13 protein-coding genes, 1 tRNA gene and 2 pseudogenes are annotated in these 19,027 nt (G+C 63.6%); 5 read left to right on the top strand and 11 right to left on the bottom strand.

Annotation, left to right across the window (positions count from 1 at the left end):
• Positions 1-105: 105 nt before the first annotated feature.
• Positions 106-1,890, top strand: a complete 1,785-nt coding sequence (locus FOM02_RS02630) for an acyl-CoA dehydrogenase family protein (protein ID WP_027562055.1) — start codon at positions 106-108, stop codon at positions 1,888-1,890.
• A 44-nt stretch (positions 1,891-1,934) separates the two neighbouring features.
• On the top strand, positions 1,935-3,023 hold the full coding sequence (locus FOM02_RS02625; RefSeq protein WP_027562056.1) for a Zn-dependent alcohol dehydrogenase: 1,089 nt from the start codon (positions 1,935-1,937) through the stop codon (positions 3,021-3,023).
• Between the two features lie 120 nt (positions 3,024-3,143).
• Here the strand turns inward: FOM02_RS02625 and FOM02_RS02620 are convergent, their stop codons facing one another.
• The 7 genes from FOM02_RS02620 to FOM02_RS02590 all read right to left on the bottom strand — a co-directional run bounded on the left by FOM02_RS02620 (position 3,144) and on the right by FOM02_RS02590 (position 10,699).
• Positions 3,144-4,565: an amidase gene (locus tag FOM02_RS02620; protein WP_265441438.1), complete on the bottom strand. Its 1,422-nt coding sequence runs from the start codon at positions 4,563-4,565 to the stop codon at positions 3,144-3,146.
• Between the two features lie 154 nt (positions 4,566-4,719).
• Positions 4,720-5,691, bottom strand: coding sequence for an iron exporter MbfA (mbfA, locus tag FOM02_RS02615; protein WP_027562058.1), 972 nt, complete (start codon positions 5,689-5,691; stop codon positions 4,720-4,722).
• 66 nt (positions 5,692-5,757) lie between these two features.
• A complete protein-coding gene (locus FOM02_RS02610; protein ID WP_027562059.1) occupies positions 5,758-6,906 on the bottom strand; it encodes an alpha/beta hydrolase in 1,149 nt (382 codons plus the stop codon).
• 120 nt (positions 6,907-7,026) lie between these two features.
• Positions 7,027-7,896, bottom strand: coding sequence for an MBL fold metallo-hydrolase (locus FOM02_RS02605; RefSeq protein WP_027562060.1), 870 nt, complete (start codon positions 7,894-7,896; stop codon positions 7,027-7,029).
• A 90-nt stretch (positions 7,897-7,986) separates the two neighbouring features.
• Complete coding sequence (locus FOM02_RS02600) at positions 7,987-8,598, bottom strand: glutathione S-transferase family protein (RefSeq protein WP_027562061.1); 612 nt, start codon at positions 8,596-8,598, stop codon at positions 7,987-7,989.
• Positions 8,599-8,781: 183 nt separating this feature from the next.
• Positions 8,782-9,624: a fumarylacetoacetate hydrolase family protein gene (locus tag FOM02_RS02595; protein ID WP_027562062.1), complete on the bottom strand. Its 843-nt coding sequence runs from the start codon at positions 9,622-9,624 to the stop codon at positions 8,782-8,784.
• 223 nt (positions 9,625-9,847) lie between these two features.
• Positions 9,848-10,699 (bottom strand): MBL fold metallo-hydrolase, encoded by an 852-nt coding sequence (locus tag FOM02_RS02590; protein ID WP_027562063.1) that lies wholly within the window; start codon positions 10,697-10,699, stop codon positions 9,848-9,850.
• 138 nt (positions 10,700-10,837) lie between these two features.
• On the opposite strand from FOM02_RS02590, the gene FOM02_RS02585 reads away from it, so the two are divergent.
• Positions 10,838-11,314, top strand: a complete 477-nt coding sequence (locus FOM02_RS02585; protein WP_027562064.1) for a DUF3775 domain-containing protein — start codon at positions 10,838-10,840, stop codon at positions 11,312-11,314.
• Positions 11,315-11,470: 156 nt separating this feature from the next.
• On the opposite strand, the pseudogene FOM02_RS02580 reads toward FOM02_RS02585, so the two are convergent.
• Together FOM02_RS02580 and FOM02_RS02575 are read right to left on the bottom strand one after the other, a co-directional pair.
• Positions 11,471-12,252: pseudogene (locus FOM02_RS02580) on the bottom strand (SDR family oxidoreductase).
• A gap of 203 nt (positions 12,253-12,455) precedes the next feature.
• On the bottom strand, positions 12,456-12,968 hold the full coding sequence (locus FOM02_RS02575; RefSeq protein ID WP_027562066.1) for a CvpA family protein: 513 nt from the start codon (positions 12,966-12,968) through the stop codon (positions 12,456-12,458).
• Positions 12,969-13,091: 123 nt separating this feature from the next.
• Here FOM02_RS02575 and FOM02_RS02570 point away from each other — a divergent pair, with 123 nt between their 5' ends.
• The gene (locus tag FOM02_RS02570; protein ID WP_027562067.1) at positions 13,092-13,853 is read left to right on the top strand and encodes an SDR family oxidoreductase; all 762 of its coding nucleotides are present in this window, start codon (positions 13,092-13,094) and stop codon (positions 13,851-13,853) included.
• Positions 13,854-14,000: 147 nt separating this feature from the next.
• Here the strand turns inward: FOM02_RS02570 and FOM02_RS02565 are convergent.
• Positions 14,001-15,592 (bottom strand): annotated as a pseudogene (locus FOM02_RS02565) (GMC family oxidoreductase).
• A gap of 488 nt (positions 15,593-16,080) precedes the next feature.
• On the opposite strand from FOM02_RS02565, the gene FOM02_RS02560 reads away from it, so the two are divergent.
• Positions 16,081-16,157 (top strand) — tRNA-Met (locus FOM02_RS02560).
• Between the two features lie 162 nt (positions 16,158-16,319).
• Here FOM02_RS02560 and FOM02_RS02555 read toward each other — a convergent pair.
• Positions 16,320-17,810, bottom strand: coding sequence for a recombinase family protein (locus FOM02_RS02555; RefSeq protein WP_265441437.1), 1,491 nt, complete (start codon positions 17,808-17,810; stop codon positions 16,320-16,322).
• Between the last annotated feature and the right edge of the window lie 1,217 nt (positions 17,811-19,027).

Raw genomic sequence — 19,027 nt, 5'->3', positions numbered from 1 at the left:
TGACATTTTGCGGCTTTATCCGCCTTTGCGATGGGAGCATGATCGACATCATCCAAAGCGGCAAGCGATAAGAATTGCCGCCGGGCGGAAACGAAGAGGACGATCATGCACAAGCCGGTCACAGCGCAGCCGAAACATGTCGCGGCCGAGCCATCGGGCCTGCTGGCGCCCGATACAACTGGCATGAATTTCTACCGCGCCGATCCTGCCTTGACGGATCTCTTGCGCATCCATCTGCCCGACATGCTATTCCGCCACATCGAGCCGCATCTCGATCGCCTTGGCGGGCTCGCCGGCGGCCATCTCGACGAATGCGCGCGGCTCGCCGACCGGCACACCCCGGTGCTGCACCAGCGCGACAAGTTCGGCTGCGACGTGCAGTGGATCGAATATCACCCGGCCTATCGCGAGCTGGAGAACGCCGCGTTCGGCGAGTTCGGCATCCACGCGCTCTCGATCGCTAAGGGCATCATGGGCTGGCCGGACAAATATCCTGTCGTCGCAAAACACGCCTTCACCTTCCTGTTCAACCAGACCGAATTCGGCATGGGCTGCCCGATCAACGTCACCGACGGCTGCGCCAAGTTGCTCGCCAATTTCGGTGACGATGCGCTGAAAGCGAAATATCTGGACGGCCTGACCTCGACCGATATGAGCAAGCTGACGCAGGGCGGCCAGTTCATGACCGAGAAGGAGGGCGGCTCCGACGTCGGCACGCTGACCACGCGTGCGGTGCAGGAGGGCGACCATTGGCGGCTCTATGGCGAGAAATGGTTCTGCTCGAATGCCGACGCCAAGGTCGTGATGCTGCTGGCGCGCCCGGAAGGCGCGGGCCCCGGCACGCGCGGCGTCGGCCTGTTCCTGATGCCGCGCTTCCTCGACGACGGCTCGCAGAACCATTACCGGATCGTGCGCCTGAAGGACAAGCTCGGCACCCGTTCGATGGCCTCGGGGGAGATCAAGCTCGAAGGCGCGATCGCCTATGCCGTCGGCAAGCTCGACCGCGGTTTCGTACAGATGGCCGAGATGGTGAACTCGTCGCGGCTCTCCAACGGTGTGAAGTCCACCGCGTTGATGCGCCGCGCCTATCATGACGCCATGACGGTGGCGAAGAACCGCGTGGTGTTCGGCAACCGCATCATCGACCTGCCGCTGGGACGGCGGCAGATGCTGAAGATCATGCTGCCGGTCGAGCAGGCGCTGTCGATGAGCTTTCTCACCGCTGACGCGCTCGACCGCGCGGAAGCCGGCAGCCAGGATGCGGCGGCGCTGCTGCGCATCCTGACACCGACATTGAAATTCCGCGCGACGCGCGATGCGCGAAAGGTCTGCGGCGATGCGCTCGAGATGCGCGGCGGCATCGGCTATATCGAGGAGTTCGCCACGCCGCGCCTGTTGCGCGATGCGCATCTCGGCTCGGTCTGGGAGGGGACCGGCAACATCGTCGCCATCGATGCGCTCCGTCGCGCGGTTGGCCGTCACGGTGCCGAATCGGCGCTCGCCGCGGATCTGCACGCGCGGCTCGATGATAGCGCCTCCGTGCCGCGGGCCTGGCGCGACAATTTGCGCGGGCTCACTGATCGTGCGGTCGGCTTCGCGCGCGAGGTCGCGGGCAAGTCGGAGAACGAGGCCGATGCGCGGCGCGCCACCAGCCTGCTCTATCATGTCGCAAGCGCGGTCGCGCTCGCCTGGGAGGCGCACCGCATCCACGCAATGCGCGGCGATGCACGCCGGCTGCTGCTGTCGCGCCTCGTCATCGACCATCGCGTGACGCCAAGCGATCCGTTCCGGCTGACGGAAAATGCGACGCAAGCGAAGATCGCGGCGCTGCTGCTCGGTGACCGCTCAGCCGGCATGAGTGAGGTTGGCGAACTGGTTCTGGCGGCGTAGGCTGCACGCCACGATCAAACAAAAAACGCGATAGGGAGTGCTCGATGAAGGCCGCCGTCCTCTATGAAGTCAACAAGCCTCTGGTGATCGAGGATGTCAGCCTGCCGAAACCCGGTCCGCGTGAGGTCCTGATCCGCACCGCGGTCGCCGGCCTCTGCCACTCCGACCTGCACTTCATGGAAGGCCTCTATCCGCATCCGCTGCCCGCGGTGCTCGGGCACGAGTCCGCCGGCATCGTCGAGCAGGTCGGCTCCGACGTCACCTATGTGAAGCCGGGCGATCACGTCGTCACGTGCCTGTCAGTGTTCTGCGGTACCTGCGACAATTGCACCACGGGCCGCACCGTGCTCTGCACCGACACCACGGTGAAGATGCTGCCGGGCGCGTCCAACCGGATGCAGTGGAACAGGGCGGAGAAGCTGAACCAGTTCCTCAATCTCTCGTCCTTCGCCGAGCAGATGCTGGTGCACGAGAACGCGATCGTCAAAATCAGGAAGGAAATGCCGCTCGATCTCGCCGCGCTGATCGGCTGCGGCGTCATCACCGGCTACGGCGCGGTGGTGAACACGGCGAAGGTGACGGCCGGCGAGACCGTGGCCGTGATCGGCTGCGGCGGCGTCGGCATGGCCGCGATCAACGGCGCGCAGATCGCCGGTGCTGGCCGCATCATCGCCATCGACACCAATCCGGCAAAGCTCCAGCTCGCGACCAAGCTCGGCGCCACCGACATCATCAATCCCGCCGACGGCGACGTCGTGAAGCAGGTGCGCGACCTCACCAATGGCGGCGTGCAACACTCCTTCGAGGTGCTCGGCCGCAAGGAAACCGCCGAGCAGGCCTTCGCCATGCTCGCTTCGGGCGGCACCGCCACCATCGTCGGCATGATCCCGTTCGGCCAGAAGATCGAGCTGCACGGCTTTGACTTCTTGCGCGAGCGCCGGATCCAGGGCTCCTCGATGGGCTCCAACCATTTCCGCGTCGACATGCCACGCCTGGTCGATTTCTATTTGCGCGGCCGGCTGCACCTCGAGGACTGGATCTCCGCCAAGCTGAAGCTCTCCGAGATCAACGAGGGCTTTGCCAACATGAAAGCGGGCAAGACGCTGCGTAGCGTGATCATGTTTGATAACTGAGCAACGGGCATTGTTCGTAGCCCGGATGGAGCGAAGCGCAATCTCCGCGATGACGGGCGGACCTAGTCATCAAACATCTTCGACGGCACGAAACGCCGCATACCGCGACCTCGGCCACCGCTACGGACCTCGAGGGCCGGGCGTGCGGTCCTCCAGCCACGGGCCGACGATCTGCACCCCGATCGGTAAGCCGTCCGGCGCGAAGCCCGTGGGGATTGCGGTCGAGGGCAGGCCTGGGAGCGTCGCGATGCCGGGCCAGGCGAGCTGGTCGGTATAGACGTGCTCCTTGCCGTCGATCTTGATCCGGCGCTGTTCCTGGTCCGGCGAATGGTCGTGCGGATAGGCGGCCGTCGGCATCACCGGGCAGATCACCGCGTCGAAGGTCTTGAAAAGCTCGCGCCATTGCGCGCGCAGCCGGGTGCGGCCGGCATTTGCCGCCACCCAGTCGCGATGGCTCAGCGCGATGCCGCGCAGCCGTTCGGCGGCGAGGCTGTTGTCGATTTCCGGCAGCGCCGCCGCGGCCGCCTTGGCGCCGGCATAGACATCGGGCGCAAAACTCGCGGCAAGGAACGACATCAGCATCCGCATATAGAGTCGCGATGACGCCGCGAAATCCGGCAGCAGCGGGCTGCTGCGCGCGATCTTCACGCCTGATTTGGCGAGATTGTCGGCAAGCGTGTTGATGGTCCCCCGCACGGCCGTGTCGGTCGGCAGCACCGGATCGGTGTCGATCACCAGCACGCGGAAATCCTTGAAAGACGTATGCCGCGCGGGCGGCAATTCGAGCCGGTAGGCGATGCCCGCTTCGATCGGATCGGGGCCGGCCATCACGTCGAGCACGAGTGACAGGTCGGTGGCGCTGCGCGCCATCGGGCCGATCACCGAGAGGTCGCGCTCAAACGGCAGTGGCGGCGCCGGCGGTGCGACATGCCCACGCACCGCAACGAGGTTGAAGGTCGGTTTGTGCGCATAGATGCCGCAATGGAACGCCGGCACGCGCAGCGAGCCACCGATGTCGGAGCCGATCGACAGCGGGCCATAGCCCGCTGCAAGCGCGGCCGACGAACCGCCGGAGGAGCCGCCGGGGGTGCGGCCGAGATCGTAGGGGTTGTTGGTGGTCCCGTAGATGTCGTTGTAGCTCTGCCAGTCGCTGAGCACGACCGGCACATTGGTCTTTCCGAGGACGATGGTGCCGGCGTCCTTTACGCGCGTGACCGGTAGGGCGTCTTCCTTGGCGATGAAATCCTTCTGCGCGGGAATGCCCCAGGTCGTCGGCAGGCCGGCGACGTTGTAGGATTCCTTCACCGTCATGGGCAGGCCGAGGAGCGGCTTGCGCTCGCCGCGTGCTAGCGCGGCGTCCGCCTCGCGCGCGGCGCTGATCGCGCGGTCAAAGTCCCGCACGCAGATCGCGTTGACCTTGCCGTCGTGCCGTTCGATGCGGTTGATTGCGTCCTGCGTGAGCTCGACTGCCGAGACCTTCTTTGCGGTCAACGCGGCCGACAGCTCGACCGCGCTCTTGTAGCTCCATTCCGATTTGGCCAAGGCATGCTCCTGCATTTCACTGACGGGATGATGCGCAGTTTGGCGGAAGGCCGCAACCGCCGTTTGATGGCGATTGATATGTCAGCAGCTGTCATCGCCCGCCCCAGTGCGCAATTGCGCACAAGGCCGGCGATGACACCGAGTGTGACGCGACCTACGCCGCCCCGATCAGGATCCCCACCGCGAGCACGATGGCGCCGCCGAGCACGATCTGGAATACGGCCTGGAGGAACGGCGTGTCCATGTAGCGCGAGCGGATGAAGGCGATCGCCCACAGCTCGAAGAACACGACGACGCAGGCGATCGCGGTTGCGATCCAGAATGCGTTGGCCCAGCTGTCGGGCACGAGATAGGGCGCGGTGTGGCCGAGGCCTCCGAGCGTGGTCATTGCGCCGCAGGTGATGCCGCGCAGCCAGGGCGAGCCGCGCCCCGTCAGCGAGCCGTCATCGGACAGCGCTTCGGCAAAGCCCATGCTGATGCCGGCGCCGATCGAGGCGGCAAGGCCGACCAGAAACGTCTGCCAGTTCTGGTGCGTGGCGAAGGCCGCCGCAAACAGCGGCGCCAGGGTCGAGACCGATCCGTCCATCAGGCCGGCGAGGCCCGGCTGCACATATTGCAGCACGAACATCCGCCGCCGCGTGCGATCTTCCTCGGCGCGCACGTCGGGCTTCAGGATCTCGTCGGTGAGTGCGACTGCGCGGTTCTCGTGGTGCTTCTCTTCCTCGGCGAGATCGCCGAGCAGGCGGCGTACGCCGACATCCTCGGCCTGCTCGGCGGCGCGCGCGTAGAAGCGCTCGGCCTCGAGCTCCATGGTCTCGACTTCTTTCCGGATCGTGTCGAGCGGAAGGTTCTTGGTCAGCCAGATCGGGCGCCGACGCAGAAAGCCTTTGACGTCCTCGCGGCGGATCGGCGGCAGATGCGGGCCGAACCGCTCCTCGTAAAGCTTGAGCAGCCGGTGCCGGTGGCCACGCTCTTCCTCGGCCATCTCCTCGAAGATTTTTGCCGTGTCTGGATAACGCTCGCGCAAATCCTCGGCGAACGTCATGTAGATGCGGCTGTCCTCCTCCTCGGAGGAGATCGCGACCGCAAGCACCTCGCGCTCGGTCAGGTCGGCAAAAGTCTTCACGACGGCCCGTTTCATTAGTTTAGAATAGTTCTAAACTATATAGGGCGCCGTGGTTCCCAGGTCAAATCAGGCCGTGCGGGCCTTTGCGAGGAAGTCGAGCAGCAACCTGCTGACCTCGCCCGGCCGCTCCTGCTGCACCCAATGGCCGGCGCCGTCGACGAGATGGCAGCCGAGCATCCTGGTGCAGCCCCGGCCCTGCATCGCCTCGAACACGCCGGGGCGCTGATAGGTGCCCCAATCCTGCTTGCCGGAGATGAAGCACGACGGCACGTCGATGCTGCGTCCTGAGAACAGCTGCATCTCCTTGTTGAGCATGCCCGACGTGCCATAGCGGTACCATTGCAGCCCGCCCTGGAATCCGGTGCGGCCGTATTCGGCGCTGTAATAAGCAAGGTCGCTGTCCGGCAGCCATCGGTTGGCGGCGATCGCGGCCAGCGAGGGCATCTCTTTCGCGACCGTCTCGGCCATGGTCTCGTTCAGATCCATCACATAGTAGGTCGGCAGTTTCGCCAGTTCATTCGCCGACCACGATTGCAGCGGGTAGGGCTTGTTGTCGGTCCAGTCCGCGCTCTTGTGATGATAATAGGCGCGCAGGAAATCGTGCACACCTTGCGGCGCGTGCTGCATGTCGTCGTTCGCGGGCCGTGTCGAATAGTACCATTGATAGTGCTTGCGCGGCCGTGGCAACGCGGCGAGCCCGCGATGCACGGGATCTTCCACGCCAGGCTTTGCCGGACCATCGACCGTATCGAACGGCAATGTCGGCGCGCCGCCGAACGGCGCACTCATCAGCGTCACCGATCGAAACACGTCGGGCCGGATCAGCGCGCACCACGCTGCGACCGGGCTGCCGAAATCATGCCCGGCAAGATCGACCTGTCTGTAGCCGAACGCCGCCACCAGGGCGAGCACATCGCGCACGAGGTTGAGGAGCGAGAACGGGGTGAGGTCGCCATCATAATCCGCGGTCCACCCTGTCGTGCGGCCATAGCCGCGCTGGTCCGGCGCGAGCACGTGATAACCCTCGGCAGCCAGCGCCGGCATCACCTTGCGCCAGGAGAAGGCAAGCTCGGGGAAGCCGTGCAGCAAGAGGATGCAGGGCCGCTCCTTGGTCTCGAAGCCGGCTTCCAGCACATGCATCCGCAAGCCGTTGATGCCGTCGACATGACGCGAGCGGATTCCGGCGGGGAGAGGGATGTCGGGGAGTGTTGTCATGGCTTTCTCCACCCGGGAGGAATCGTAGGGTGGGCAAAGCGAAGCGTGCCCACCATAAGGAGTGGTGGGCACGGCGCGCGAGGCGTGCGCCTTTGCCCACCCTACGGCATCTCGGCTAAATCACACCGACTCACACACGAACGCATTACCCTTGCGCTTGATCCTCCCCACCGACGGCGAGGGGAAATGCGCGGTGCAGCACAGTGTGTCGGTGTCGCAATAGCGCTCAAGGACGCTGCGGCGCGTCTTCGCCGCGATGGCCTGATCGACGTCGAACTTCATCGACAGCTCCGGATAGAGCGTCTGCAGCGGCGAATGGATGAGGTCACCGGTGAACACCGCATCGTCCTTGCCGCGCCCCATCGCGAATGCGACATGGCCCGGCGTGTGGCCGGGCGTCGGCACGATGCGGACGTGATCGCCGATCTGATGGTCGTTGCCGACGAGCTCGTGGCGTCCCGCCTCGACCACCGGCAGCACGCTGTCGGCGAAGGGCGGCACCTCGGCCTTCGCGTTCTGCTCGGTCCAGTAATCGAACTCCTGTTTGGCGAAGACGTAGCGCGCCTTGGGGAAGGTCGGCACCCAGCGGCCATTCTCCATCCGCGTGTTCCAGCCGACATGATCGACATGCAGATGCGTGCACATCACGAAGTCGATGTCTTCCACCGAGACGCCCGCGGCGCCGAGCGCGCGCATATAGGTGTCGTCGGTCTTCATGTGCCATTTCGGCCGCTGCGGCCGCGACTTGTCGTTGCCGATGCAGCTGTCGATCAGGATGGTGTGGTGCGGTGTCTTCACCACGTAGGACTGGAAGCACAGGATCAACGTGTCCGCATCGTCCAGCGCCTTGGCATGCCGCATCCACGCGCGGTTCTCGGCCAGGACCTCCGCCGTCAGCCCGGGGATGAACTCCAGCGCTGGAAAGAACGGGGATTCCTGCTCGATGACGCGATGGATCGTGAGATCGCCGACCGAATATTTGAGGCTCATGAGAACTCCCGCGGTTACGGCATGATCCGAACCCGGAGGGCCGCGTCAGCGCAAAGTGTGCAGCGGCTCTCCGAAAAGATCATGCTCAAACTACGCCGGAGGCGGCACCGAGATCTTCACGGAGGGCCGCTCCAGCATCTTCTGATGGAAGGCGTCGAGCTTCGGATAGGCCTTGCGCCAGCCGCAATCGGCGAAGCGGAAATCGGCATAGCCGAGCACGCAAACGAGGCCGATCTGCGAAATGTCGAATGGGCCGTTCAAAACCTCGGGCATGTTCTCGAAGCGCGCCATGCCGGTCCAGGCCCGATTCCAGTGGTCGTCGGACCACGCCTGCCATTGCAGGCCCTGCGGCCGCACCATCTTCTCGTAGCGGCACAGCAGCATGGAATCGAGCATGCCGTTGATCAGCGAATGATTGGTCTTGGCCTTCCAGCGCCGCGGGCCGTAATCCGGGATCAGGCTGCCGCCGGCCATCTCGTTGAGATATTCGACGATCACGTAGGAATCCAGGATGACGTCGCCGTCATTGGTGATCAGCACCGGCAGCTTCTTCAGCGGCGTGATGCGCGAATAGTCCTCATTCGCGGTGCCCGGCGCGACGGTTGCGGGCATCAGCTCGATCTTGTCGATCAGCCCAAGCTCGATCGCGGCGATGCGCACCTTGCGGGCGAAGGGCGAGGCGGCGGAGAAGGAGAGTTTCATGGAAAATAACCTCTATCCAGGCACACAGTCCTCATCCTGAGGAGCGCGCCCTCGGCGCGCGTCTCGAAGGATGGATAACGAGGGAGGGTCTCTCGTCACCCGGCGCGAACGCCGGGCGACCGTGCTTGTGGCGCATCCTTCGAGACGCGCGTTGCGCGCTCCTCAGGATGACGGCGGAGGCCCTTACGCCGCGATGATCTCCTGGCGCTGCTCGCCGAGGCCTTCGATGCCGAGCGACACGACGTCGCCGACATTGAGGAAGGTCGGCGGCTTCATGCCGAGGCCGACGCCGGGCGGGGTGCCCGTGGTGATGATGTCGCCGGGCAGCAGCGTCATGAACTGCGAGACATAGGAGACGCACTTGGCCATCGAGAAGATCATGGTCGCGGTCGAGCCGGTCTGGCGGCGCTGGCCGTTGACGTCGAGCCACATCGACAGGTTCTGCACGTCCTTGATCTCGTCCTTGGTGGCGAGCCACGGCCCGAGCGGGCCGAACGTGTCGTGCGACTTGCCCTTGGTCCACTGTCCCAGGCGCTCGGTCTGGAAGTTGCGCTCGGAGACGTCGTTGCAGACGCAATAGCCGGCGACGTAGTTCAGCGCATCGGCTTCCGAGACGTATTTGGCGCGGGTGCCGATGATGGCGGCGATCTCGACCTCCCAGTCGAGCTTGGTCGAGCCGCGCGGCTTCTCGACCGCATCGTTCGGGCCGGACAGCGAGGTGTTGGCCTTCATGAAGATGATCGGCTCGGTCGGGATCGCCGCGCCGGTCTCCTTGGCGTGGTCGCTGTAGTTGAGCCCGATGGCGACGAATTTCGAGATGCCGGTCACCGGCGAGCCGAAGCGCGGCTTGCCGGAGACGGCGGGCAGCGAGGCGGGATCGAGGCCTGCCAGCTTCTTCAGGCTCTCCGGCGAATAGGCATCGCCCGTGAGGTCCTTCAGATGCGCGGACAGGTCGCGCAGCTGGCCGGATTTGTCGATCAGGCCGGGCTTTTCCGCACCCTTTTCGCCATAACGAACAAGCTTCATTCTCGTTTCTCCCTGGAGATGGACCGATCGGTTAAATAGCTTCATGGAACAGGGCGGCGGGAAATTCAACCGCTCAAACAGCGGTGCATTGCAGCCCCTCCTTGCAGGGTGGGCAAAGGCGCGAAGCGCCGTGCCCACGAGCTGTTTCCAATAGCCCGGACAGGTGGGCACGCGAAGCCTGTCATCGGGCGCGCGTTCGCGCGACCCGGTGGCTCTGCCCACCCTACGATTGCAGCGCCTCGAACCTGAACGCATCTCCCTCGCGCTTGATGTGCCCCGCGGAAAAATGCCCGCCGATCACCAGCGTCGGCGTATCGGCAAACCGCCCGAACAATTCGCGCCGCGTTGCGGCCGATTGCGCCTGGTCGGAATCCGCCGTCGAGGACCAATCGAGATGCGCCATCTGGCAGGGATGGTGGGCGACGTCGCCGGTCAGCAGTCCCTGTTCGCCGCCCGACTGGATCAAAATGCTCATATGCCCGGGGCTGTGGCCCGGAGTCGGGATCACGCTGATCTCCTCCGACAGGCGATGATCGCTCGGAATGAGATCGGCTTTGCCGGCATCGACGATCGGCTGCACGGAATCGCCAAACACCGCCGCCTTGTCCGGCTCGGTGGAATGATCGCGCCAGTGCTCGTATTCGGTGCGGCCGAAGACGTAACGCGCGTTCGGGAAGGTCGGCACCCATTTGCCGCCGACCAGCTTCGTATTCCAGCCGACATGATCGACGTGAAGATGCGTGCACAGCACGGTGTCGATGGTCTCAGGCGCAAAGCCCGCTGCCGTCATCGTCTGAAGGAACGGCGTGCTGCGGTTATTCCAGGTCGGGACGCCGCGGCCCTGCTTGTCGTTGCCAAGACCGGTGTCGACCACGATGCGGCGCGTCGGCGTCTCGACCACCAGCGAATGGATCGACATCTTCAGCCGGCCCTCTTCGGTGGCGAAATGCGGGATCAGCCAGGGCAGCTTCCGGATTTCATCATTGCTCGCCAGCGGCAGGATGAAGCGGGTCGAGCCGACCGTCTCCAACTCCACGACCTCAGTGATTCTGACGCTGCCGACCCTCCAGTGCATGCGGTATGCCCCCATTTTCTTGCTTTGGTGCCGAAAGATGCGCATTTTCCGTCACGGAGCGCAATGGATCATCTGTCGTGATGTTGCGTTATCGAGGGGAACCTGGAACCAGCCCAACGATGCGCCCGAGGGGAGCCCATGCCAGAGCTTGCGATTTCCGCCGAGAAGGTCGCCTTCATCATCGAGAAGGCGCGCGAATTCGACGTCAAGGAAGGGGATACCGATCCGGATTCGGGCTCGAATCCGAGCGATGACGATTCGGTTGATGTCCTCGGGGATGACGGCTCCGATCCCGTCGGCAGCGAGCTCGGGAGTTTCATCGCTGCCCTGAACGAGGACGAGCAGGTCGATCTCGTCGCACTGACGTGGCTCGGTCGCGGCGAGGGCACGATCGACGAGTGGGACGATTTGCGCGCCCGCGCCGTGGAGGCGCGGGGCGAATATCGCAGGCCCCGGCACGAGACCGTGCAATATCTGCTCGGCGATCCCATGCTGGGCGATCTGCTCGCGGACGGGCTCGACGAGTTCGGCATCGACTGGACCGACGAGCGTCTCACCGCCGATTCCTCCGATCCCAGCGAGCGCGACGAAGACGAGCCGACGAAGCAGCGGTGATCCGTCTTCGCCTCTCCCCGCTTGCGGGGAGAGGCCGGGATTGCATCGGAGATGCAATCCGGGTGAGGGGGAGTCTCCGCGAGTCCAATCGCTATCGTCTTTGCCGAAGCAGCCCCTCACCCCTCCCCGTAAGAACGGGGAGAGGGAGAGGGCAGATCACAGCGTGCCCGGGAACGCACCGCCATCGAGCAAAATGTTCTGCCCGGTGATGAAGCCGGCCTTGGCGCCGCACAGGAAGGCGCAGGCATAGCCGAACTCGTCGGGCTGGCCGAAGCGCCCCGCGGGATTGAGCTTGGCGCGCTCGGCCAGGATCTGCTCGGCGGAGACGCCGCGCTTGTCGGCTTCGGCCTTGGCGGTGCCGGTCAGGCGATCGGTCTCGAACGGGCCCGGCAACAGGCCGTTGATGGTGACGTTGTTGATCACGGTCTTGCGCGACAGGCCGGCGATGAAGCCGGTGAGACCGGCGCGCGCGCCGTTGGAGAGGCCGAGAATGTCGATCGGCGCCTTCACCGCGGCCGAGGTGATGTTGACGATGCGGCCGAACTTGCGCGCCATCATGCCGTCGACGGTCGCCTTGATCAGCTCGATCGGGGTCAGCATGTTGGCGTCGATCGCCTTGATCCAGTCGTCGCGGGTCCAGTTGCGGAAATCGCCGGGCGGCGGGCCGCCGGCATTGTTGATCAGGATATCGGGCTCGGGGCAGGCCTTCAGCACGGCCTCGCGGCCCGCCGGCGTCGTGATGTCGCCGACGATCTCGGTGACGGTCACATCGGGATAGGCCTTGCGGATCTCGTCGGCCGTCTTCTTCAGCGCTTCGGCGCGCGCGCGGTCAGCGTGACGTGAACGCCGGCGTCCGCCAGCGAGATGGCGCAAGCGCGGCCGAGGCCCTTGCTGGATGCGCAGACGATGGCGCGGCGACCTTTGATCCCAAGATCCACTGTTTCACTCCCGAAAATAGCACGCAGGTTTTGGATGGCCGCTACTCTAGCCAACTGCGGCGCCGCTGATAAGGGAGAGGCCCGCGTCAAAATGCATGGCGCGGGCCGCGGCGATGCAAACGGGCATGATTCGGAAAAGTGCGTAGCGGTTTTCCGAAAAGATCATGCCCAGACAATAAGCTGGAGCGCGATCTTATCGCGCTCTAGATGCGACGCTCCTGCTTGAGGCGGTCGATCGCGTCGGCGGCCTCGGGCGGCAGCGATTTGAATCCCATCTGCCCGGCCGCCGAGAACAGCGGCCGCAGATGCGAGCCGGCGAGGAAGGGCGGCTGGCGGTTGGCCGGCACGATCTGGTCGAACACGAGAACCAGCGTGGTGGCGACGAGGCCGACCCTGACGGCGCCGAGCGCGGCGCCGCCGAGGCGGTCGCCGATGCCGGCCTCGCCAAGGGTGTCGTTCAGCGCGACGCGGCCGATATGGCCGAGCAGCATGCCGACCACCACGAAGATGGCGAAGAACCAGATCCAGTTCTGGAGCAGCGGCGCGTTGGGATTGCCGGCGATCTGCGGCGCGATCATCGGCATCAGCGCCACCGCCATGGGCGCGGCGAGGAGATAGGCCAGGATGGTCATGGCGCTGCGCAGCAGGCCGGTCCGAAAGCCGAGGCCGACGGCCATGGCAAGCGCCGCATAGACCGCGAGATCGAAACTGTTCATCACTGCGAGCCCCTGCCTCAGGTGGAACGAATGAACGCCGAACCGATCATTCCGGTTTCAGATCGTTAAAATCGTCGGTATTGATGGCTCCAAAGCCCAGGGAAATCGCGCAAGGACAACGTCATGTCAGACCTATTCGACGTCAGTAAAGAAACCATCCTCGTAACAGGCGCGAGCCAGGGGCTGGGGCGGCAGTTTGCCCGGGTGCTGGCGGCACATGGCGCGGCGGTCGCGCTCGCGGCGCGACAGACCGACAAGCTGAGGAGTCTCGAGGAGGAGATCCGCGGCAAGGGCGGCCGCGCAGCTGCGATCGCGCTCGACGTCACCGACACCGCATCGATCGCGAAAGCCGTGGATGACGCGGAATCAGCGCTCGGCCCGGTCACGGTGCTGATCAACAATGCCGGCATCGCCATCGAGAAGCTCGCGACCGAGCAGACCGAGGCCGACTGGGACGCGGTGATCGGCGCCAATCTGAAGGGCGCTTATTTCCTCGCGACCGAAATCGCCCGCCGCATGATTGCGCGCAAGCAGGAAGGCAACATCGTCAACATCGCTTCCGTGCTCGGCACCGGCGTGCTCAAGGCGGTCTCGCCCTATGCCATCTCCAAGGCCGGCATCATCCAGGCGACCAAAGCGATGGCGCTGGAGCTCGCGGGGCAAAACATCCGCATCAACGCGCTCGCGCCCGGCTATATCGATACCGAGATGAACCACGCCTTCTGGTCGACGCCCGCCGGCGAGCGCCTCGCCAAACGCATCCCCCAGCGCCGCGTCGGCGCCGAGTCCGATCTCGACGGCGCGATTTTGCTGCTGGCCTCGAAGGCGTCGCGGTACATGACGGGGAGTGTGGTAACGGTGGACGGCGGGTTCTTGCTGAATTGAGCGTGTCTTCGCCTCTCCCCGCGTGCGGGGAGAGGCCGGAATTTGCGAAAGCAAATTCCGGGTAAGGGGAGTTTCCGCGAGTCGAGCTATCACCGTCCTCGTGGAGACACCCCAACCCTCTCCCCGCAAGCGGGAGAGGGAGAAGAGCTACCGCACGTCTCCCCGGATCATATCCGCCGCCTTCTCCCCGATCATGATGGTCGGCGCATTGGTGTTGCCGCCGATCAGCGTCGGCATGATCGAGGCATCGACGACGCGCAAACCTTGCACACCGTGCACCTTCAGCTTCGGATCGACCACGGCCATCGCATCCGTGCCCATCTTGCAGGTGCCCACCGGGTGATAGACGGTGTCGACGCGATTGCGCAGGATCGCGCGGATGTCGTCGTCGGTTCGCACGTCGGATGTGAATATGTCCTTCTTCTGCAACGCGCGCAGCGCCGGTGTCTCCATCAGCCGTCGCGTGGTCTTGAAGCCGGCGACCATCGCCTCGAGATCCCAGTCCTCGCCGAGAAAGTTCGGATCGATCATTGGAGCTGCGAGCGGATCGGCGCTTCTCAGCCAGACGCTGCCGCGGCTCTTCGGTCTGAGCAGGCAGACATGGCATGAGAAGCCTGCCTCCTTGTGCTTCTTGCGGCCGTGATCGTCGAGCATCGCGACGACGAAGTGCAGCTGGATGTCCGGCACGTCGAGATGGGCCTGCGTCTTCAAGAAGCCGCCGCACTCGGCGAAATTGGTGGTCATCAGGCCGCGCCGCTCCCTACGGTACCGCTGGATGGCGCGGAGCAAGGATGGCAGCCGGCCAAGCGAGGAGTGAACGAAGTGCGGATAATCGGAGGCGTAGACGAAGACGAAATCCGGATGGTCCTGCAGATTGCGCCCGACCCCCGGCAGGTGATGGGTGACGCCGATGCCGTGCGCGCGAAGCGCCTCGCCATCGCCGACGCCCGACAGCATCAGCAGCTGCGGCGACTGGAAGGCGCCGGCGGCGAGGATCACCTCGCGCCGGGCGCGCAGCTGCTTCTTTGCTTGCCCTGCACATATTCGATTCCGACCGCGCGCTTGCCCTCGAACAAAATGCGCGTGGCCTGCGCCCCCGTCTCGACGCGCAGATTCGCGCGCTTGTCCATGTGGGGCTGCAGATAGGCGCGCGCCGCGCTCCAGCGCTCGCCATTGTGCTGCGTCACCTGATAGCTGCCGAGCCCTTCATGATCCGCTTCATTGAAGTCGTCGCGGATGCGGAACTGCGCCTCGCGCGCGGCCTGATGGAAGACCTCATGGATCGGATTGTCCGAGCGGAGCCTGTTGACATGCAGCGGGCCACCCTTGCCGTGATACTCGCCGTCGAAATCGCGGTTGTTCTCCGCGCGCTTGAAGTAGGGCAGCACGTCCGCGTACGACCAGCCTGCGTTGCCGAGCTCGGCCCAGTGGTCGTAGTCCCATTTGTGGCCGCGGATGTAGACCATGGCATTGATCGCCGAGGATCCGCCGAGACCCTTGCCGCGCGGCTGATAGCCGATGCGGCCGTTCAATCCCTTCTGCGGCACGGTATCGAAGGCCCAGTTGGCCGCGGGGTAGGGCAAGGCGAGCCCGAACGGCGTGGTGATCCGCCAAGTGTCGTTGCGCCCGCCGGCATCGAGCAACGCCACGGATGTCGCCGCATCCTCCGACAGCCGCCCCGCCACGGCGCAGCCGCCGGAGCCCGCGCCCACGACGACGAAATCGAATATGTCAGTCACCGATGTTTCCCCCTGCGCGCCTTTTTGTAGGCGTCAATCCAGGGCGCGACGAAGTCGCGAACCCGGAATCCATTGGCCCGCTGGTGATGCGGATCGATGGATTCCGGGCTCGCGCAGCACGCGCCCCGGAATGACGGCAGCTTCTCCAGCCGCGCGATCCCGCCGCCATCAGGCGGGGCAGGTCAGCGGGTGGTCCATGGCGTTCCCCCGTTATCTTGTTGCCGCAAGCTGGCCCGTTGTGGAACTTCTGGCAAGAGCGCGCCAAACCGGCCGAAAACCGGCCCACCGCGTTGTCATAAAGTCGAAAAAAACGTCCCGCCGGCCCTTTCCAAAGCCACCCCGCCTTGATACATACGCCCCGCACCCGACGGGCTTTGCCCGGGGTTGCCTTCCAAGGAAGCCTTTGGGACGGACGAGCAAGCCACGCGAACAGCGTCGGCCTTAACCTCACCGTCCCCGGGATTTGCTGAAGGCGCGCAACGGTTTAACGCGGGGTGGAGCAGCCCGGTAGCTCGTCAGGCTCATAACCTGAAGGTCATAGGTTCAAATCCTATCCCCGCAACCACTGATACCGACACTCCCGTAGCCGACGCTGCGGGAGTTTTGGTTTGTGCTACCTTTTCCGCGTTACGCGCAGCAGTCCAGTTCAGTATTGTGCCCAAATCACCGTGGAGGGTGGCGTCGATTTGGCCGCGCTTGGCACCCGGGCGGAGAACGATGCGTTGGATCAGGCCACGAAGAGCCTGGGCGCCTCGGCCCGGTCTTCCGGACGGTTCAAAGCCTCGGTGAGGTGGGCGACCTTCTTAGCGTAGAGTTGCGACGCGCTCGGGAGAACGTCCGGGGTATCCGCAGGGGCTTCGGCGAGCAGGGCAGAAAGCTCGGCTTTGCGAGCCTCCAGCGCGTCCATCGCTGCGATCATCGAATGCTGGAACATGCCCTCCTTGATCGCTTCGACCATTCCGTGGATTTGTTTTTCTACCTTGGCCAGTTCAGCGCGCCAGGCATTGTCGTGGGCCCGCCGCTCGCGGTTCAGCCGGTTCATCTCCTCGGCATAGGCGCGCATTGCTTCTGCGATAACGTCTGGCGCCAGCAACCGGTCCTTCAGCCCGCTTAACACGCGTTGTTCGAGTTCGCTCCGCGCCAAAGTACGGCCGTTCGAACAGGACCCGTTGCTGACATGTGCCGAGCAGACGAAGCGATCGGCTCCGCGCAGCGAACATGGGCCATCGCATAAGCCGCAGAGCACAAGTCCCGAGAACAACGACTTTGGGCGGCGAGCACTGTTAAGTCGTTTGTTCGAATGGTGCTCGCGGACAGCTACTGTCACATTGATGAATCTTTCGGCGATCTCACTTTGCTTGGCTTTCACCAAATCCCAGAGTTCGTCCTCGATTATGCGAAGCTCTGGAACTTTGGTGACGATCCATTCGGCCTCCGGATTGAGACGCGAGATGCGTTTCCCCGTCGAAGGATTCTTAAGGTAATGCAGCCGATTCCAAACGAGGCGTCCCACGTAAAGCTCGTTATTGATGATCCCGGTGCCGCGCTTGACATGGCCTCGGATCGTCGTGTCATTCCACAGCTTGGTCTCAGGGCCGGCTATGCCTTCGGCGTTGAGCTTCACGGCGATCGCTCGCGGGCTGATGCCAGCCGCGAAGTCCCGAAAGATGCGCCGGATTACGGCGGCCTGGGCCGGATCGATCTCTCGGTCTCCTCGGATACGATCTCCGCGCTCATCCAGCCGTTTGATAACGCGGTATCCGTAGCAAAGCCCGCCACCTGACTTTCCACCCTCTACCCGACCTCGCAAGCCACGGTGCGTCTTCGCAGCGAGGTCCTTCAGAAATAGAGCATTCATAGTCCCTTTCAGACCGACGTGAAGCTCAGTGATTTCCCCTTCGGCCAAGGTGACGATCGAAACACCGACAAAGCGCAGTTGCTTGAACAGGGTCGCCACGTCCGCTTGGTCGCGGCTGATCCGATCGAGCGCCTCAGCGAGCACGATATCGAACGCATGGCTCTGAGCATCCTGCAACAGGGCTTGGATGCCCGGACGAAGGATCATGCTCGCACCGGAAATTCCGGCATCCTTGTAAGAATTGGTGATCGTCCATTTTTCGCGCATCGCGCGCTCTTTGCAAATACGAAATTGGTCTTCGATCGAGGTGTCACGTTGATTGTCAGACGAGTATCGGGCATAGAGCGCAGCTCGCGTCATTGACTTGTCCTTGCATTCCACTTGCGCCGGCACATGGCCGTGAAGCAAAAAATATCGAATGAACGCGGCATTTATATGCCGTGCACACCCGGATGGGTTTGATGCAAGGAAAGGCATGTCGCGGCGCTCTGGAGTGAACTAGAAGACGCTGCGCCGTGTGCGTCTTTGCTCATATCTCTGCTGCGTACTCGAGAGATCCAACTACACAATGGCGATGTGCCATGACGCGGCTAGATTGGGGTGGTTTCTTTCTCGGGCGAGGCACAAGGTGATCGACGATCCTTGATATCGTCACGGGCCATTTGTCGTCCGATAAGGCGGGCGAGGCGAAGGATTGCGTGCTCGGAAGGCTTCGCCTGATTGACTGCTTCCGCTTTGGTTGGAAGTCTTAAATTTTCGATTCTCTTGATTTTCAACACCGTGCCTCCGCTGGGGACAGTCAAAACAGAGCTTCCGTGGACTTGGAAGTGCGAGAGGACGTCGAGGCGGTTTTCGGATACATCTGCGTATAAGTGGGCAGCTTGGTCCCCATCGGAGCCGAATCCTCGAACATTGTTTTCGGAAGGCAGGGGTGAGCAGCGCAGACGATCTCTGGGTCACGGGGCATCTACGCGGCGTTTTATCTCTGGCGGCCAAGCGCAACGCGTCGCAAAGGCGCTGCGAAATCGATCCGCTTTCCGGAACGTCATGCACAAGCGTCGACAACTATCACATGAGCTTCGCGCGTCGAATTGGACAACATCAACCAGCCTGATGATAGGAGACCCAAGCCTGTCGGCATCGCCTTCTTGAGATCGAGCCAATCGTCGATCCGATCAGCCCAATGCTGCATAAGCTTTGTGCGCGAGACGAAAAGCGCGAGCGGTCCGTCGCCCCTTTCGAATTTCAGTCGCGCGGCGCGGCAGTCGACGTCGGTCAGATCTGTTTTGGGTTGGTGCCCGCGCCATCGTTCTTGCGGGGCCTTTGCTCGTTCCATCGTTCGAACTAACGAAATTCGCCGCTCGTTAATATCCTGATGCCAACAAAAATACCAACAAACTAGATGGCTGAGCCTAATTTATTTACCAGTGTTTTCAACGAGTCTCGAAATGAAAATGCGGAAAAGAGGAATTAGCGGAGTGGCAGCATTCGGCGATCGCGCTCGCGAACGCCGCCGCTACGAAATGAAGTACAATACCTTGCTAAAACAGCAAAGGTGACCGGATCGGGGCGTACCA

Origin of the sequence: Bradyrhizobium sp. SEMIA, assembly GCF_014844175.1 — a bacterium.
Taxonomy (GTDB): domain Bacteria; phylum Pseudomonadota; class Alphaproteobacteria; order Rhizobiales; family Xanthobacteraceae; genus Bradyrhizobium; species Bradyrhizobium arachidis.
Note: the sequence above shows the minus strand (reverse complement) of the source record. Positions and strands in the feature narration are given on the sequence as shown.

Excerpts from the sequence above, each read along its gene's own strand:
- FOM02_RS02600 (WP_027562061.1), bottom strand. The coding sequence starts at position 8,598 with ATGAAACTCTCCTTCTCCGCCGCCTCGCCCTTCGCCCGCAAGGTGCGC.
- FOM02_RS02610 (WP_027562059.1), bottom strand. The coding sequence starts at position 6,906 with ATGACAACACTCCCCGACATCCCTCTCCCCGCCGGAATCCGCTCGCGT.
- FOM02_RS02605 (WP_027562060.1), bottom strand. The coding sequence starts at position 7,896 with ATGAGCCTCAAATATTCGGTCGGCGATCTCACGATCCATCGCGTCATC.
- FOM02_RS02575 (WP_027562066.1), bottom strand. The coding sequence starts at position 12,968 with ATGAACAGTTTCGATCTCGCGGTCTATGCGGCGCTTGCCATGGCCGTC.
- FOM02_RS02555 (WP_265441437.1), bottom strand. The coding sequence starts at position 17,810 with ATGACGCGAGCTGCGCTCTATGCCCGATACTCGTCTGACAATCAACGT.
- FOM02_RS02585 (WP_027562064.1), top strand. The coding sequence starts at position 10,838 with ATGCCAGAGCTTGCGATTTCCGCCGAGAAGGTCGCCTTCATCATCGAG.
- FOM02_RS02625 (WP_027562056.1), top strand. The coding sequence starts at position 1,935 with ATGAAGGCCGCCGTCCTCTATGAAGTCAACAAGCCTCTGGTGATCGAG.
- FOM02_RS02570 (WP_027562067.1), top strand. The coding sequence starts at position 13,092 with ATGTCAGACCTATTCGACGTCAGTAAAGAAACCATCCTCGTAACAGGC.
- FOM02_RS02630 (WP_027562055.1), top strand. The coding sequence starts at position 106 with ATGCACAAGCCGGTCACAGCGCAGCCGAAACATGTCGCGGCCGAGCCA.
- FOM02_RS02590 (WP_027562063.1), bottom strand. The coding sequence starts at position 10,699 with ATGCACTGGAGGGTCGGCAGCGTCAGAATCACTGAGGTCGTGGAGTTG.
- FOM02_RS02595 (WP_027562062.1), bottom strand. The coding sequence starts at position 9,624 with ATGAAGCTTGTTCGTTATGGCGAAAAGGGTGCGGAAAAGCCCGGCCTG.